General features: G+C 65.5%; 15 protein-coding genes. 7 read left to right on the forward strand and 8 right to left on the reverse strand.

Annotated features, from left to right (window positions below; genetic code table 11):
* From H0P51_RS16390 to H0P51_RS16400, 3 genes are all read right to left on the reverse strand, one after another.
* Window positions 1-750: an ABC transporter ATP-binding protein gene (locus H0P51_RS16390; protein WP_180913852.1), complete on the reverse strand. Its 750-nt coding sequence runs from the start codon at window positions 748-750 to the stop codon at window positions 1-3.
* Window positions 751-760: 10 nt separating this feature from the next.
* Window positions 761-1,588: an ABC transporter permease gene (locus tag H0P51_RS16395; protein WP_425488867.1), complete on the reverse strand. Its 828-nt coding sequence runs from the start codon at window positions 1,586-1,588 to the stop codon at window positions 761-763.
* A gap of 68 nt (window positions 1,589-1,656) precedes the next feature.
* Entirely contained in the window at window positions 1,657-2,343 is a 687-nt protein-coding gene (locus tag H0P51_RS16400) for an alpha/beta hydrolase (protein ID WP_180919016.1), read from the reverse strand.
* A gap of 57 nt (window positions 2,344-2,400) precedes the next feature.
* On the opposite strand from H0P51_RS16400, the gene cobG reads away from it, so the two are divergent.
* From cobG to H0P51_RS16415, 3 genes are read left to right on the forward strand one after another with little or no spacing between them, the layout of a single operon-like run.
* Entirely contained in the window at window positions 2,401-3,489 is a 1,089-nt protein-coding gene (gene cobG, locus H0P51_RS16405; protein ID WP_180913853.1) for a precorrin-3B synthase, read from the forward strand.
* 9 nt (window positions 3,490-3,498) lie between these two features.
* A complete protein-coding gene (locus H0P51_RS16410) occupies window positions 3,499-4,125 on the forward strand; it encodes a precorrin-8X methylmutase (RefSeq protein ID WP_180913854.1) in 627 nt (208 codons plus the stop codon).
* Window positions 4,122-5,588 carry a precorrin-2 C(20)-methyltransferase gene (locus H0P51_RS16415; RefSeq protein ID WP_180913855.1) on the forward strand — a complete coding sequence of 489 codons (1,467 nt, stop codon included), beginning with the start codon at window positions 4,122-4,124 and terminating at the stop codon, window positions 5,586-5,588. Before H0P51_RS16410 ends, H0P51_RS16415 begins: the two co-directional genes overlap by 4 nt.
* Here the strand turns inward: H0P51_RS16415 and bla are convergent.
* The 5 genes from bla to H0P51_RS16440 are packed head-to-tail and all read right to left on the reverse strand — an operon-like array spanning window position 5,585 to window position 9,852.
* Window positions 5,585-6,484: a class A beta-lactamase gene (gene bla / locus H0P51_RS16420; protein ID WP_180913856.1), complete on the reverse strand. Its 900-nt coding sequence runs from the start codon at window positions 6,482-6,484 to the stop codon at window positions 5,585-5,587. The genes H0P51_RS16415 and bla overlap by 4 nt on opposite strands.
* Window positions 6,463-7,188 (reverse strand): cobalt-precorrin-6A reductase, encoded by a 726-nt coding sequence (locus H0P51_RS16425; RefSeq protein WP_180913857.1) that lies wholly within the window; start codon window positions 7,186-7,188, stop codon window positions 6,463-6,465. The genes bla and H0P51_RS16425 overlap by 22 nt, the downstream gene beginning before the upstream one ends.
* Window positions 7,188-7,937: a precorrin-4 C(11)-methyltransferase gene (gene cobM / locus H0P51_RS16430; RefSeq protein ID WP_180913858.1), complete on the reverse strand. Its 750-nt coding sequence runs from the start codon at window positions 7,935-7,937 to the stop codon at window positions 7,188-7,190. The genes H0P51_RS16425 and cobM overlap by 1 nt, the downstream gene beginning before the upstream one ends.
* Window positions 7,934-9,106 carry a precorrin-6y C5,15-methyltransferase (decarboxylating) subunit CbiE gene (gene cbiE, locus H0P51_RS16435; protein WP_180913859.1) on the reverse strand — a complete coding sequence of 391 codons (1,173 nt, stop codon included), beginning with the start codon at window positions 9,104-9,106 and terminating at the stop codon, window positions 7,934-7,936. The genes cobM and cbiE overlap by 4 nt, the downstream gene beginning before the upstream one ends.
* Window positions 9,103-9,852 (reverse strand): SDR family NAD(P)-dependent oxidoreductase, encoded by a 750-nt coding sequence (locus tag H0P51_RS16440; RefSeq protein ID WP_180913860.1) that lies wholly within the window; start codon window positions 9,850-9,852, stop codon window positions 9,103-9,105. Before H0P51_RS16440 ends, cbiE begins: the two co-directional genes overlap by 4 nt.
* A 35-nt stretch (window positions 9,853-9,887) precedes the next feature.
* Here H0P51_RS16440 and H0P51_RS16445 point away from each other — a divergent pair, with 35 nt between their 5' ends.
* The 4 genes from H0P51_RS16445 to H0P51_RS16460 all read left to right on the forward strand — a co-directional run bounded on the left by H0P51_RS16445 (window position 9,888) and on the right by H0P51_RS16460 (window position 14,267).
* A complete protein-coding gene (locus H0P51_RS16445; protein ID WP_180913861.1) occupies window positions 9,888-10,298 on the forward strand; it encodes a F420-dependent biliverdin reductase in 411 nt (136 codons plus the stop codon).
* 147 nt (window positions 10,299-10,445) lie between these two features.
* Window positions 10,446-10,760 carry a DUF2563 family protein gene (locus tag H0P51_RS16450; RefSeq protein ID WP_180913862.1) on the forward strand — a complete coding sequence of 105 codons (315 nt, stop codon included), beginning with the start codon at window positions 10,446-10,448 and terminating at the stop codon, window positions 10,758-10,760.
* Complete coding sequence (locus H0P51_RS16455; protein ID WP_180913863.1) at window positions 10,742-13,123, forward strand: putative alpha/beta hydrolase; 2,382 nt, start codon at window positions 10,742-10,744, stop codon at window positions 13,121-13,123. The genes H0P51_RS16450 and H0P51_RS16455 overlap by 19 nt, the downstream gene beginning before the upstream one ends.
* Before the next feature lie 187 nt (window positions 13,124-13,310).
* Window positions 13,311-14,267 (forward strand): hypothetical protein, encoded by a 957-nt coding sequence (locus H0P51_RS16460; RefSeq protein ID WP_246398015.1) that lies wholly within the window; start codon window positions 13,311-13,313, stop codon window positions 14,265-14,267.
* The last annotated feature ends 660 nt before the right edge of the window (window positions 14,268-14,927 follow it).

The following is a 14,927-nucleotide window of genomic DNA, read 5'->3' on the forward strand; positions in this document are numbered from 1 at the left end:
TCAACGCCGTACCCCGAGTCGATCGAGAAGTTCGGTGCGGTACCGGTCGAAGCTGCGATCGAGCGCCGAGGGACGGGGCTCATCGATCGTGAGTGTGTGAGCGATGCGTCCGTCGTCGCAGACGAGCACCTGATCGGCCAGCGCTATCGCTTCGTCGACATCGTGAGTCACCAGCAGCACGCCAAAGTGGTGTTGGCGCCACAGGTCCAGCAGGAGCTTGCGCATCGTCAACCGGGTCAGCGCGTCCAGAGCCCCGAAAGGTTCGTCGAGCAGCAGCAATTCCGGCCGCGCGACCAGCGCCCGGGCCAATGAAACGCGTTGCGCCTGGCCGCCGGACAACGCCAATGGCCAAGCGTCGGCGCGGTCGGCCAGACCAACGTCGGCCAGCGCCCGCTCGGCCCGTTCTCGGACCTGTGCCCTGGGTAGCCGGACTCGGGTCAGTCCGTAGCCGACATTGGTTCGCACGTCGCGCCAGGGAAACAGTCGCGGATCCTGGAAAGCCAATGCGGGAGCCCCCGCCACAAATCGTTCCCCGGTGTGGTCGTGCGACAGCCCGGCCAGCACGCGCAGCACCGTCGACTTGCCGGACCCGCTGCGCCCCACGAGGGCGACGATCTCGCGCGTGCGCACTTGCAGCGAAACGTCTTTCAACACCTGACGAGGCCCGTACCACTTGTGAACGTGCCGCAGCTCGCCGGCGATCTGCGTCGGGGCGGGCCTGCCGGTTCGGGGCTCCAAAGTGACTGTCAAGATTGGCCTTTCAATGTCGATGGCGCAGTGCGCGGTGCTCGATGAGCCGAACGATTGCGTCAGTCACGATGCCCAGCAGCGCGTAGACGGTCAGCCCGAAGATGATCACATCGATGCGCAGGAAGTCGCGGGCATTGTTGATTAGGAAGCCGATTCCCTTGTCCGCATTGATCTGCTCGGCCACGATCAGCGTGAGCCAGGCAATGGCCAGTGACTGCCGGACGCCGACCAGCACTTGCGGCGCGGCGCTGGGAACGATAATCCGGCCCAATCGCTGCCAGAAGGAGAAGCCCAGCACCTGAGCGGTTTCGATGAGTTTGGGGTCGACTTGGCGGATTGCCGAGAAGCAGTTGAGGTACAGCGGGAAAAGCACACCTAACGCCACGAGCAACACCTTGGGCAACTCTCCGATACCGAACCAGACGATGAACAGCGGGATCAGTCCCAGGTGCGGGAGCGCGCGAATCATCTGCATAGGCGGGTCGACTGTCGCTTCGAGCCAGCGGGACAAGCCGACGGCCGCTCCGAGTGCGAGTCCGATGACTGACCCCAACGCCAGTCCTTCGATAACCCGGATACCAGACACCTGCAGCGCATCGACGAGTTGGCCGTTGCGCACCAACTCCAAGCCGGCATCGGCGATCAAGGACGGAGCGGGCAACACATCGTCGGGAACCACGTTGACTGCACTGCCGAGCTGCCACAACGCCACCAGCAGCAGCGGCGAAACCCAGCGCAGCATGGCCCACTTCCGGCTCAGCCAACGCCCTCTCGGCCCGGATGCCTGGCCGGCGCCCGAGCCGATCGGGGCGCCAGCCATCGCGGTGGCAATGCTCACCGTGCCGACGCTAAACGGCAATCGCTGGTTGCGGTAAGGGTTTTCATCTGCCTGACGGCAACCGCCGATCAGGCGGTGCCTCCTGCATCGAACGTCGTCGCGATGCGCGCGGCGACCCCTGCGGCTACACGTTGCGTCCGAGCAGACCGGCCGGGCACGTAACGGTCGGCAACATCGTCATACTCCGCACCGGCGATGCTCCCGTGATCGGCCGCTAGCTCGGCAATTTCCACGGGCCACCCGACACGTTCAAGCGCAGCGGCGAACTCTCGGCTGGCACTCACCGGCACCACGTTGTCGGCCAGACCGTGCAACAGCGTGAACGGCGAACTGCCCGGACCGGAGGAAAGGCGTTCGGTGACGGCCCGCCCGGTGATCGGGTCGGGAGCCATAAACGCACCGGCCAGGCACACCGTGTGCGCGATCTGCACGTCGTGGTGGCGTGCATCGACCGTCAGGCCGGCCGCGGCCACACCCCCTAGAGACCAACCCACCAGCACAATCGCCGCGCACTGCCCGGCCTGCGCGCGGGTGAACTCCAGGGAGCGCAACAGATCCGCTCTTCCGCCATCGACGGAGTGGGAATTCCAGTCCGGCGCCACCACTGTGGCGCCATGGCCGGCCAACAGATTGGCCAAGGGCCGCAACGCAGCGCGCGCGTCGGTCTGCATGCCGTGCCACAACAGGACAGTCGGCTGTTCTGGCTCGCCGAACATATCGGCCCACCGTCCCGGGGCATACTCCGCCGTGCGCACAGCCTGCGGTGTGCCCGAGAATCCGGTATCCAAACCATTGGGTCGTACCGTGGAGAGATGGCCCGGACCCGCGATTACGACGCCTGCCCGGGTGCGCTGCAGGTGCACCAGGCCGCCGACGGGGCGTTGGCGCGGATTCGGCTGCCCGGCGGGATGATCACTGCCGCTCAGCTGACGACGCTGGCGCGTCTGTCGACGGAGTTCGGCTCGGGAACGCTGGAGTTGACCGCGCGCGGCAACGTGCAGTTGCGCGCAGTCACCGACGTCGACGCCGTCGCCGGGGCTGTCGCTGAAGCGGGGTTATTGCCGTCGGAAACCCATGAGCGGGTGCGCAATATCGTCGCCTCCCCGTTGTCCGGGCGGGTCGGCGGCCAGGCGGACGTGCGGCCCTGGGTCGGCGAGCTGGATGCGGCGATCTGCGCCGAACCGCGACTGGCCGGCCTCGGTGGGCGGTTCTGGTTCGGATTCGACGACGGGCGCGGCGACGTATCCGGATTGCGTGCCGACGTCGGTGTGCATGTTTTCGACAACGGCCCGCGACTGCTGGTGGCCGGGTGCGACACCGGGGTGCCGGCCGAAATCCCGGCGACGCTGATCGATGTCGCGGTGCGGTTCCTCGAGATCCGCGGAAAAGCCTGGCGGGTAACCGAACTCGAAGACCTTCGGGCGCTCTTGCCCAGTGCGAAGCTGGGCGCGGAGTTCCCACCCGTCACCAAACCGCCGGTCGGCTGGCTCGCCCAGGACGACGGTCGGGTCACACTCGGCGCCGGGATACCGCTGGGCGTGCTGCCCGCCCGCGTAGCGGAGTTCCTGGCGGCGATCGAGGCGCCCATGGTGATCACACCGTGGCGTTCGATGCTGGTGTGCGACCTCGGCGCGGACACCGCGGACGTGGCTCTGCGCGTGCTCGCCCCACTGGGCCTGGTGTTCGACGAGCACTCCCCCTGGCTCAACGTAAGCGCATGCACCGGCAGCCCTGGCTGCGCCAAGTCCGCGGCCGACGTACGCGCCGACGCCGCGGCATCCCTGGACGTCGACTGCCACGGACATCGGCACTTCGTCGGGTGCGAGCGGGCGTGCGGCAGCCCGCCCGAGGGCGAGGTGCTGGTTGCGACCGAAACCGGCTACCGGGTGCTGAGGTCTTAAGGTGGGCGAGTGCTCGACTACATCCGCGACGCCGCCGAGATCTATCGGCAGTCATTCGCGGTCATTCGCGCCGAAGCCGACCTGAGTCGCTTTCCGGCTGACGTCGAGCGGGTGGTGGTCCGGCTGATCCATACCTGCGGGCAGGTCGACGTAGCCGAGCACGTTGCTTTCACTGATGACGTTGTCGCCCTCGCCGGTGCTGCCCTGCGTAGCGGCGCACCGGTGCTGTGCGATTCGTCGATGGTGGCCGCCGGGATCACCGGCGCGCGGCTGCCCGCCGGCAACGAAGTGGTGTCGCTGGTCGCCGACCCGCGTGCGGCCGACCTGGCCGCCCTACAGGAGACCACCCGCTCGGCGGCGGCAATGGAGTTGTGGGCCGACCGGCTGCCCGGTGCGATCGTCGCAATCGGCAACGCCCCGACGGCCCTGTTCCGGCTGCTCGAGCTCCTCGACGACGGCGTCCCGCCACCTGCCGCCGTGCTGGGCGGCCCGGTCGGCTTCGTCGGATCCGCCCAGTCCAAGCAGGAGCTGATCGACCGCCCGCGCGGCATGTCCTATCTAGTGGTGCGCGGCCGTCGCGGCGGCAGCGCCATGGCAGCCGCGGCCGTCAACGCGATCGCGACCGAACACGAATGACCGGCACCTTGTGGGGCGTCGGGCTGGGCCCCGGCGATCCAGAACTGGTGACCGTCAAGGCGGCCCGGGTGATCGGCGAGGCCGATGTGGTGGCCTACCACAGCGCCCGGCACGGCCGCAGCATCGCGCGCGGCATTGCCGAACCGTACCTGCGGGCAGACCAGCTTGAGGAACACCTGGTGTATCCGGTGACCACCGAGACGACCGATCACCCGGGCGGCTACGCCGGAGCAATGGAGGACTTCTACGCCCAAGCCACCGAACGCATCGGCGCACACCTGGCCGCCGGCCGCAACGTGGCGCTGCTCGCCGAGGGTGACCCGCTGTTTTACAGCTCTTATATGCATCTGCACACCCGGCTCACCGACCGGTTCAACGCGGTCATCGTGCCAGGTGTGACATCGGTGAGCGCCGCCTCGGCCGCCGTCGCCACCCCGCTGGTCGCCGGGGACGAAATACTGTCGATACTGCCGGGCACCCTGCCGGTGGGCGAGCTGACTCGCCGGCTCGCCGACGCCGACGCGGCCGTGATCCTGAAACTGGGCCGGTCGTATCGCAATGTGCGCGAGGCGCTTTCGGCGTCAGGTCAGCTCGAGGGCACCTTCTACGTAGAGCGGGCCAGTACCGCTGCGCAACGGGTACTGCCGGCCGCCGACGTCGATGAGACGAGCGTGCCGTACTTCTCGCTGGCGATGCTGCCGGGCGGGCGCAAGCGTGCCTCGGCTAACGGCACCGTCGCGGTGGTGGGCCTGGGCCCTGGTTGCACCGACTGGATGACACCGCAGAGTCGCTGTGAGCTGGCCAACGCCACCGACCTGGTTGGCTACGGCCGGTACCTGGAGCGTGTCCCTACCCGCCAGGGGCAGCGCCGCCATGCCAGTGACAACACCGACGAACCCGCTCGCGCCAGGTTAGCCTGCTCGCTGGCCGAGCAAGGTCGGGCGGTGGCGGTGGTGTCCTCAGGTGATCCCGGCGTGTTCGCGATGGCAACCGCGGTGCTCGAAGAGGCCGAGCGCTGGCCGGGCGTCCAGATTCGGGTCATCCCGGCGATGACGGCCGCGCAGGCAGTGGCCAGCCGAGTCGGCGCTCCGCTGGGTCACGATTACGCGGTAATCTCGCTGTCCGACCGGCTCAAACCGTGGGACGTGATCGCCGCAAGACTGCGGGCAGCTGCCGCAGCCGATTTGGTGCTGGCCATCTACAACCCGGCGTCCAAGTCCCGCACCTGGCAAGTCGGCGCGATGCGGGACCTCCTGCTTGAACATCGCGATCCCGGCACGCCGGTTGTGATCGGCCGTAACGTATCCGGGCCAGACGAGCAGGTACGCGTGGTGCGGTTGGCGCAGCTGAACCCCGCTGAGGTCGACATGCGCTGCCTGCTGATCATTGGTTCTTCCCAAACCCGTTGGCAGTTTAACGAATTCGGCGATCGGGTATTTACCCTGCGTCGTTACCCGGGTTAGCTGATCAATGCCCCATAGGTGGCCCGCGCGGCGTCGGCGATTAGCGCTTCCCGATATTCTGCGTCATAACCGCCGCCGGTACGGTCGGTGAGGATTGCGACGACATGAGCCGCGCCGCGCGGTGACCACACGACGGCGACGTCGTTGGCGCGTCCGTAGTCACCGGATCCGGTCTTGTCGGCCACCTTCCAATCCGCCGGGAATCCGGCGCGGATCCGTTCGGCGCCAGTGGTGTTTCGGGTCATCCAGTCGGTGAGCATCGCGCGTTTGTCGGAGGGCAGTGCGTCGCCGAGCAACAGCTGCTGAAAGACAAGTGCGACCGCGCGGGGGGTGGTGGTGTCGCGTTCGTCGCCCGGGGCGTCGCGGTTGAGTTGCGGTTCGGGTTGATCGAGGCGGCTCACCGTGTCCCCGAGGGTGCGCAGGTATGTGGTGAAGCCGGCGGGCCCGTCGACGCGGTCCAGCAGCAAGTTGGCGGCGGTGCCATCGCTGTAACGGATGGCGGCGTCGCACAACTGCCCGACGGTCATGCCAGTGTCGACGTGTTGTTCGGTCACCGGGGAGATCGAGTTGATGTCGGCCTCGGTGTAGGTGACGCGCTGGTCCAGATACGACGTCGGATACCGGTGTAGCACAGCCGCCACCAGCGGCGCCTTGAACGTCGAGCAGAAGGCGAACCGCTCGTCAGCACGGTAGGCGATGGCGGCCGTCGTAGCGGTCTGCGGCACGTACACACCCAGCCGACCGTCGTAGCGCCGCTCGAGTTCCTCGAAACTGGGCCGCGGATCGGTCGTCGTACCCGGATCACCGTTGGCCCGGCGAGCGCAGCCCGCCAGCGGCAGTAGTGCTGCTGCGGCGAGGCACTCGCGGCGACTAATCAACACAGCCCCTCGACCCATTGCGCGGCCTCTGCGACGGTACCGACGGCCGTCACCCCGCGCGGCAGCTCGGGACGAGCCACCATCACCACCGCAATGCCGAGTGCGGCGGCGGCGTCGAGCTTGGCACGGGTCATATCACCTCCGCTGTTCTTGGTCACTAGCACGTCGATCCGATGCTCGATCATGAGCTTTGCTTCGTCGTCGTAGCGGAAAGGCCCGCGCGACAACACCAGATGATGGTGACGCGGCAGCGTGTCGCCAGCGGGTGCGGTCACCGCGCGGATCAGAAACCACGCGTCACAGCCGACGAAAGCCCTGATGCCGGACCGGCCGGTGGTGAGGAAGACACGCGAAAACCCTTCGTGTACAACATGTTCAGCCGCATCGGTATTCGAGGCTACCACGCTCGCCGGGCCAGGGTCCCACGGCGGGCGGGCCAGCACCAAATAGGGCACTGCGAGTTCGGCGCACACCAGCGCGGCATGAGCGGTCATGGTGGACGCGAATGGGTGCGTGGCGTCGACGACAGCGTCGATGCGCTCGTCTTGGAGCCAATTCCGTAACCCGTCGACACCGCCGAAACCCCCGACCCTCACCGGCCCGACTGGCAAGGCCGGGTCGGGCACCCGGCCCGCCAACGAGCTGACGATGTCGACCTGCGGATGTAGGGCTTTGGCGAGCTCGCGGCCTTCGGCGGTGCCACCGAGCAGCAGCACCCGCATCAGTGCGTCTCCCGGCGGGCCGCCGAATAGAGGTAGCTGTCGGTAAATCCTTCGGCAGCCAGCGCGTCACCGACGACGATGACGGCGGTCTTGGTGATGCCGGCCTGGTGCATCTGGGCCGCAATGTCTGCCAGCGTGCCGCGCAGCGCAGTTTCCTGCGGCCAGCTCGCGAAAGCCACTACTGCCGCCGGTGTTTCGGGTCGATAGCCGCCGGCCAACAGCTGCGGGACGATGGCGTCGATCTGCGCGGCGGCCAGATGCAGGATCAGGGTCGCCCGCGAACGGCTCAGAGTGGCCAGGTCTTCACCGGACGGCATGGCCGTGGACAGGGTGGACACGCGGGTCAGCACCACCGTTTGCGCAACCCCAGGCACGGTCAGCTCACGTTTGAGGACGGCGGCTGCCGCGGCGAAAGCCGGTACCCCGGGCACGATTTCGTATTTAATACTCGATGCGTCGAGGCGGCGGCATTGTTCGGCCAGCGCGCTGTAGAGCGACGGATCACCGGAGTGCAGTCGCGCCACATCGTGACCGGCAGCGTCGGCGTCGGTGATCTGCGCGATGATCTGGTCAAGCGTCAGCGGCCCCGTATCGATGATCTGCGCTTGCGGCGGACAGTGCGCCAGCAGCTCTTTGGACATGATCGATCCGGCGTACAGGCAGACTGGACAGGTCTCGAGAAGCCGCTGACCACGCACGGTAATCAAGTCGGCCGCACCCGGGCCCGCGCCGATGAAGTACACAGTCATCGCTTGCTCACCACCCATTGGGTGACCGGGTACTGCGGACGCCAGCCGGTGAAGCCACCCAGCGGTGCACCGTGGGAGTGCTCGAAGCGGTGCAATTCGCCGCCATAGCGCGAATATGCTTGCGTCAGTATGGTTTCAGATTCTACGGTGACAGCGTTTGCGACCAGGCGCCCGGTTGTCGGCAGGCGGGCAAGGCAGGCGTCCAGCAGGCCGGGCCGCGTCAGGCCGCCGCCGAGGAAAACCGCCGCCGGGCCGGGGGCATCGTCGAAACTGTCGGGCGCCTGGCCGCGCACCTCGATACTTGCGCCGCTGGCGGCCGCGTTGAAACCTATGTTGCGGCGCCGGTTCTCGTCGAGTTCGAAGGCCACTGCGGTGCAACCCCGGCCGCTGCGGCACCACTCGACGGCGATACTGCCCGAGCCGGCGCCGACGTCCCACAACCGTTGACCCGGCCGCGGAGCCAGCGCCGCCAGCGTGACCGCCCGGATGCCGTATTTGGTGATCTGTCCGTCGTTGGCGAAGGCGTCGTCGGGCAGCAGCATGACGCGCTCGTCGGGCAGGTAGCGCACCGCGATCAGGTTGAGGTTCGCCACGTCGGCAGGCGGGTCCGCGGCCCAGCCGCGGGCGGTGCCATCGCGGCGGCGTTCGCGTGGACCGCCGAGTTCCTCGAGCACGGTGAGCTCTGAGTCACCTCGCCCATGCGTGTCGAGCATGTTGGCGAACACTGTGGGCGTGGTCCGGTTGCGCGACAGCACAATCGCTTGTCCGCCGCGGCGTACCGCCGTGGCTGGCTCGGACGTCACCAGACTGATCACCTCGGTGTCGTGGACGTTCCAGCCCATCCGCGCGCACGCCAGGGTCACGGACGACACGTGGGGCAGCACTCGCACCTTGTCGGTGCCAAACATCCGTATCAGAGTGCCGCCGATGCCGTGCATCAGCGGGTCGCCGCTGGCTACGATATGGACATCCAGCCCGTCGGCGGGCAGCGTCTCCAAAGTGGGTAACACTGGGGATGGCCACCGGCGGCGCTCGGCTAGAACGGTGTCATCGAGCAGGTCAAGCTGTCGGGATGATCCGTAAATTATTGTGGCCCTGAGTAGTTCGTCTCTGGACGTGTTGGATAATCCTGGCATGCCGTCGGCACCGATGCCGACCACGATGATCATCGCGGCATCCTGCGCCACACGAGCTGGGGCAACAGCTTCAGCACGAAGAACATCGGCCGCAGCGCCCAGGGGATCCAGACATTGCGTCGGCCCTTGGCCAGCGCGCGTGCAGTTGCGGCGGCGACTTGCTCGGGGGACCTGGACAGCGGCGCAGGCGACATCCCTTCGGTCATGCGCCCGATCACAAAGCCCGGCCGCGCTAGCAGCAACCCGACCCCGGTTCCGTAAAGGGCATCGGACAATCCATTGGCAAAGCCGTCCAGGCCGGCCTTGGCCGATCCGTAGACGTAGTTGGCGCGGCGAACTCGAACCCCGGCGACCGAGGAGAACACCACCAGCCATCCGCGTCCCGCCGCGCGCATTGCGGTGGCCAGGTGAGTGAGCAGGCTGATCTGAGCCACGTAGTCGGTGTGCACGATGGCAACCGCGTGTGCGGCGTCGGTTTCGGCGCGGGCCTGATCACCGAGGATCCCGAAGGCCAGGACCGCTGTGGCGATGGGGCCGTAATCGGCGACGATCGCGTCAACCAGTGGGCCGTGTGAAGCGAGGTCGTCGGCGTCGAACTCCCGGGTGTGTACCGCCTTCGCACCCGCGTCAAACAGGGCTTTCACCTCGGCGGTGAGCTGTTGATGGTTTCGCGCGGCCAGCACCACTGTGGCGCCGGGAGCCAGTCGGCGCGCGAGTGCGATGCCGATCTCGCTGCGGCCGCCGAAAATTACCACCGGAGCAACGCCCGTGTCATCCACGGCTGTGATTATGGCCTGCGCTAGCGTGGAGGGCGATGGCCAAGACCACTACCCGTCTCACCGACGACGCCTTGGCGTTTCTCACCGAACGCCATCTGGCCATGCTGACCACCCTGCGAACCGACAATTCACCGCACGTGGTCGCGGTAGGGTTCACCTTCGACCCCAAGACTCACATCGCGCGAGTCATCACCACCGGCGGATCGCAGAAGGCGCTCAACGCCGAACGCGGCGGGGTGGCGGTGCTCAGCCAGGTCGACGGCGCCCGCTGGTTATCGCTCGAAGGTCGCTCGATCGTCAATAAAGACATCGACGCCATCCGCGACGCCGAGTTGCGCTACGCCCAGCGCTATCGCACCCCCAGGGCCAACCCGCGACGGGTGGTCATTGAGGTTCAGGTGGAACGGGTGCTCGGTTCGTCGGAACTGCTGGACCGCGGCGAATAGCTTTTCCATTCCGTGTTGTTGAGCACAGCGCTCGGCGCCCCAGTGGTGAATTGCGGGCGCTGTGGCCGACCGTTAGCCTCGCCAGCATCGTGATCTGGGTTGGGGGCGTTGCGATGTCGACGCTTCGACGGGTTGAAAGGGGCAATTGTGTTCGTCGACAGCGGACTCTTGCACTCAGGTGGTGGCGAGATTCGTTCTGCTGGTGAGCATGCGCACCAAGCGGCGACTCATCTTTCGGGTGGCATACTTACGACCCACATGTTCGGAGACTTCGCCGCTGCGGCAGCATTCCATAACGCGGCGGGATCGGCGCGGGATCACCACGTCCGAATCTTGTTGGACCACCGAGAGACTCTTGATGCTGTCGGCAACAACACGCAACTGGCAGCTGCGACGTTCACCGACATGGAGGAGCACAACGCCAAACGCGTTCAGGCGGTGCGGTGCACCTTCGCTACCTGAGAGTCCTGGGACTGGTCGCAAAGGCAGGGGGAAACCCGTGGTCGGTCAATAAGACCCTGCAGCGCGGTCGTCCGGCACAGATTTCCGCTCTGGCTCAAGCTTTTCACGACGCTGGCCACAGCACCGGTGAGGCGGAGGCCAGCTTCGCCGAAGCGCGTCGGCGTTTTGAGGCCGCCTGGAATCGCGAGACGGGCGACCACCCGATCAATGATGCCGCCGAAGTGCAGCGCGCTACAAAAACTCTCGGCGTGCAGGCAACTCAACTGCCTCAGATTGCGGCGGACCTGGAAAGCGTGGCTGCTGTCTTAGCCGAGGCCCAGCGTGCGTCAGCCAAGCGGATCGCGGTGTTAGAAGCTCAGTTGGAGGGGACCGATCACCGAATTGGGGAGCTGCGCCATCTACTGGACGAGGGTCGTCTCTCGGCGACATCCGAGCGGGGGACGGTTGACGCGATCCACAACCTTGAGCGGCAGGCGACCAGCGATACAGCTGAGGCCCTGCACGACGTCGACAACGTCAGAGAAATCTATTCGAAGGTTCTGCAGCGCCTAATGACGAAACTCCGCGTCGAGGACGGATACGACGCGGCCGTTGTCGACACGGTGGACGGGCGCGATTCGCTGACACGCGAGCAGGCGGAAAGAGACGTCCACGCAGCGCTTGCCGGTGACCAAGACGCAGCGAAACGCGTCAACGCCGTACTGAATTCAATTACTGCAGAACAGCTTTCCGGCCAAGTACCGCTGACGCCGGAGCAAGCGTCGGTCCTCAGTCAGCTGCAAGCACAACAGCACGGTATGGCCGTGTACCAGCTTTACAACGCAGCGCAGCTCCTCGGAGACCAAAAGGGCATGCTTGCCAACTCCTGGCAACTAATGAGCAATCCGGCGATTCTGTTTCCCAAGACCGACCTCGAACCCGGCAGCGTGCCAGGCGATGAGATGGTGCGAGGTGATGCCGCGCAATTGCCGGAGGAAATTCAAAGCACACTTGCCTCGCCACTAGCGGACTTTGCACTGCACCCGGCGACTATTGCAGAAATAATGAGGAGCGGAAATCCGGCTCTACAAAAGAACACTGAGCTGGACAGGGCGATGTTACGCAAGGCGTCGGCGATGATGAACAGCCCGTCCTGGACGAAAGACCCTGCGAGCAAAGGCGACTCCAACACCCGCGACATCTTCTTCACTCCTCTGGTCGCGAGTGTCTTGACGGCCGTGTCACCCGATCACCAGGCAGTGCATGAGGCTCTGATTGGTAGCGGCGGCGACGAGATGCTCGACAGAATCACCCACCACTTGTGGCCCGATAACGGCAAAGGTGCTGCGACCCTTTTCAATTGGATCGAAGGCGCGGCCCGAGGTCCGGAGGTTCAGCTCGCCGCGGAGACAGCTCGTGCCTACGGCCAGTACATCGGAACACACGATCTACTACACCTGCCCGGCCACCACACCCTCGGCAGTGTGAATCCGGACCTGGTTCGGGCAATGGCGCGTGGACTCGCACCGTACGTGAACAACATCGCCGGCGTCGAAGGTGGTCTCACCGAGTTCGGCCGGCCACTTGACAAACTCGATTCCGGTGAGACAGGAACGATGCGAATCGCAAAAGGAATCTTCGCGGTGCTCAGCACCGACACGGAGGCGTCGAAGATATTCAGCGGTCGCGCACAGAGCCAGGCTCTGTTGTTCGAGAATGCCTACGCCCAGGACTTGCTGAGCCATGCCCCGCACCTAGACAGCTACAACGCCAATCTGGGGTCCGCGATGACGCTGCGCGGACTGGTTGATTTGGGAATTCACAACGCGGTCGAAGCCGATGTCGAGAATCAGCAGCTTGCAGCGGATGCCGCTAGGCGAGCCGAATACGACCAGCGCAAAGCCGTGTACGACACGTCGCTGAAGATCGTCAGTACGGGCGTGGGCTTCATCCCTGAAGGCGGCGCCTTGGGCAGTGCGGTGATCAGCGTGTTAGGCGGGGCTATCGAAAACGACGTGCTTGGACCGGCCCCGCTCGCGTCAACTCTTCACGAACACACCATGCCGCTCATGTCCACTGGCAGAGTTGACCGCGAAATATTGGACGCTCTCATCGCATCCGGTCAGCACGTCCCCCTCCCCGAGGGCTACCTGACCACTGGTCAAATCGGAGACCCGGACCTGGTAGCGACCTTCGTGCCGAACCTGACCGCCGATCAATACGACCACACGCTGAACCAGGCATTGAGAGACTTTTACGCGCAGAACTTCGGAGTCGGTCGCGACCGGCCCATCATCCCTGACCAGGACATGATGAACCGGTACAACCTTATTGTCGCCAACTCCAACCCCACCCAACAGCCTGATCCGAAGCCGGAGAAGTAGTGACGTGATCCGGTATCTACCGCGTGTCCGGTGTATGTCGGTACTGAATATCCGAAGTGGGCGATCGGCGCTAGCATCAGCGAATGCCCGACGAGTCGCAGGTAGGTGTCTTCTGCGCGGCTGGGCTGGTGGGCGTGATTCTTAAGCTCGCCGCATCGACTACGGCAGCACCGCTTGGAAGTGCTCCATGAGTGGCGACGGCGACCAACTGAGGATCATCCTCGACCAGCTTTCGCAGCTGCTCGGGATCCCACCGCCACCCATGATCACGCCCGACCAACTGGCGACGGGGACCTCCAAGATCAGCGCACTGCTTCGAGCGTTGGGCGCGGCCGCAAACGCAGGCGACGCCACCGACAATGGCGAGGCTCAGGCTGGGCACGCCGAGCGCGAGGCGAAGACCAACGAGGCGCTGGCCAAGTTCCCGGCCAACGAAGATCAAGCCGCGGCTCGGTTAGCCGGCGTCGGCGGCCAAGGTGAGATGTCGCAGATGCTGCAACAGATGCCGCAGATGGCCTCCGGCATCGCCGGAGGTATTGCCGGAGCACTCGGAGGGTTGCTACAACCCTTCAGCCAGATTCCCCAGCAACTGGCGCAGGCCGGGCAGCAGGCCATGCAAGCGGGCATGGGCATGATGCACGGCGCTGGAGGTGGCGAGATTACCCCCGGCGAGCTTCTCGCAGACGAAGGTGAATTCGGCGGCGGGAGTGGCTTTTCCGGTGGCGGCGGGGCAGCTTCCGGCGGGGGCGGCGGCGGTGTCGAGGGAACCACCCCGACGGCGATCCTCGGGCCGCCTCCGACTCCCTCGGCCGGTACCGTGCCCGCCTCGTCGCAAGCCGTCTCACCGGTCACTCCCGCACCGCATGACGCGCCCTCCGCCCAGCGCGGCGCGATGGGTGCGATGCCGATGATGCCTCCAGGTGCCCTAAACGGGGGCGCCAGTTCCGGTGGTGAGGCCAAGCCCGACACCAAACGCATTGTGGGACCGACGGTGAAGAACGGAGCGCCGGTGCAAGGGCGCATCACCACACCGCCTCCGAAGCCGGCGGTGGTCAAGCACATCGAAGGGAAGCCGGTGGCGACCCGGCGGATCTTGACGCCGGATAAGTTGCGCGAAGGCATCGCGGAAGATACCGACCGTTGACGCGCTTGCAGCACGGCGGGGCAAACCCGGTGCTGGCCATCTGTATCCCGCTCAGCTGCTAGTTGAGTGGTGACCAGCAAAGGGTGACTGGCTAATCTGAGGAGGAACGATACGATGCCACGCGTGTCGACTCTGCCTCTACCGCAGTCTCCGCAGCCGCCCTGGCCGCCGGTTGGGCCTCCGCGCCGCCAACCGTCGCGGTGGTTGACGGTTGCGTCGCTAGGCGTTGCCCTTATAGCGATAGGGGTCGCCATAGGTGCTTGGCTCCGCCCGATACCGCAGTACCACCCACCTGCTCCGCCGACATATTCGACGCAGCAGATTGCGGACGCGAAAGCGAAGGTATGCGCTGCGTTCAACAATGCGCATCAAGCAGTACGCAACAATTTCGCGCGAGACCAAGGCACCGATCCGAATCAACAGCTCTTGGTTTCAGTTGCGAGTCAGCAAGCGCTTATTGGAGGCAGTACGTATATGCAAACCATTCTTTCGGAGCAACCAGCGACTCCGCGAGATCTGACAACTGCCGTAAAAAAGCTTATCGAAGTATTTCAGAGTCTTTCGATCGATTATTTAAATGGACACGGCAGCCCAGAAGTAGACTCATCGTTGCGCGCAGGTGACGACGCAACGATAACAATACAGAACTTGTGTAAATGA

The sequence above is a fragment of the Mycobacterium vicinigordonae genome (genome assembly GCF_013466425.1).
GTDB lineage: Bacteria > Actinomycetota > Actinomycetes > Mycobacteriales > Mycobacteriaceae > Mycobacterium > Mycobacterium vicinigordonae.

Bases quoted from the DNA above. Each gene is read 5' to 3' on its own strand.
- cobG (WP_180913853.1), top strand. From the start codon at position 2,401: ATGGCCCGGACCCGCGATTACGACGCCTGCCCGGGTGCGCTGCAGGTG.
- cbiE (WP_180913859.1), bottom strand. From the start codon at position 9,106: ATGATCATCGTGGTCGGCATCGGTGCCGACGGCATGCCAGGATTATCC.
- H0P51_RS16415 (WP_180913855.1), top strand. From the start codon at position 4,122: ATGACCGGCACCTTGTGGGGCGTCGGGCTGGGCCCCGGCGATCCAGAA.
- H0P51_RS16460 (WP_246398015.1), top strand. From the start codon at position 13,311: ATGAGTGGCGACGGCGACCAACTGAGGATCATCCTCGACCAGCTTTCG.
- H0P51_RS16425 (WP_180913857.1), bottom strand. From the start codon at position 7,188: ATGCGGGTGCTGCTGCTCGGTGGCACCGCCGAAGGCCGCGAGCTCGCC.
- H0P51_RS16445 (WP_180913861.1), top strand. From the start codon at position 9,888: ATGGCCAAGACCACTACCCGTCTCACCGACGACGCCTTGGCGTTTCTC.
- bla (WP_180913856.1), bottom strand. From the start codon at position 6,484: ATGGGTCGAGGGGCTGTGTTGATTAGTCGCCGCGAGTGCCTCGCCGCA.
- cobM (WP_180913858.1), bottom strand. From the start codon at position 7,937: ATGACTGTGTACTTCATCGGCGCGGGCCCGGGTGCGGCCGACTTGATT.